The 528-nt window shown below is 49.6% G+C and carries 1 protein-coding gene; it reads right to left on the bottom strand.

The genetic code is table 11. The features are described from left to right. A partial coding sequence (locus KU855_RS18800) for an IS4 family transposase (protein WP_218532836.1) occupies positions 1-528 on the bottom strand: 528 nt, incomplete at both ends.

Genomic DNA, 528 nt, shown 5'->3' with positions numbered 1-528 from the left:
CTGCACCAGTTGGTCGTGTTTTCCTAAAGACCGTACCACTTCATATTGTGTGCCTTTCTTCAACGGCAGCAACCAGTGACTGTTAGGTTGAGCCTGTTGCCAAGCGTGCAAAAGCCCCAACGAATAGAAGCCTCTGTCAAACAGAGTCAGGCTATTATTGGGTATGCTGGATATCAGTTCGGCGGCTAAATTCATTTCACTGACAGCAACAGAATCAAAGGCACTGTTCAATACCAAGTGGCTGCTTAATTCCATCATGCAAACCATACGAATTTGAGGATAGGCAGCATCACCAGCAGCGTTGGCGGTTTTGGCAAAGGCCTGATTGTTTTGCTCACTATCAGGTGTTCGCCACACGACACCATCGACACCGTAGAGGTTGAGTCCACACCAATGAGGATGCTCTGCTCTCTCATGCCAGGTCTTGGCACTTCGCTTAAACACATCCTGAACAACGTCAGAGCCCAGCCGCTTACGCGCTTGTGTGACAGCGCTGCGAGCAACGTAATCCACCTCTTGAGGTAAGAC

Source organism: Shewanella sp. NIFS-20-20 (assembly GCF_019209865.1).
Lineage (GTDB): Bacteria > Pseudomonadota > Gammaproteobacteria > Enterobacterales > Shewanellaceae > Shewanella.
This window is presented reverse-complemented; position numbering and strand designations above follow the sequence as displayed.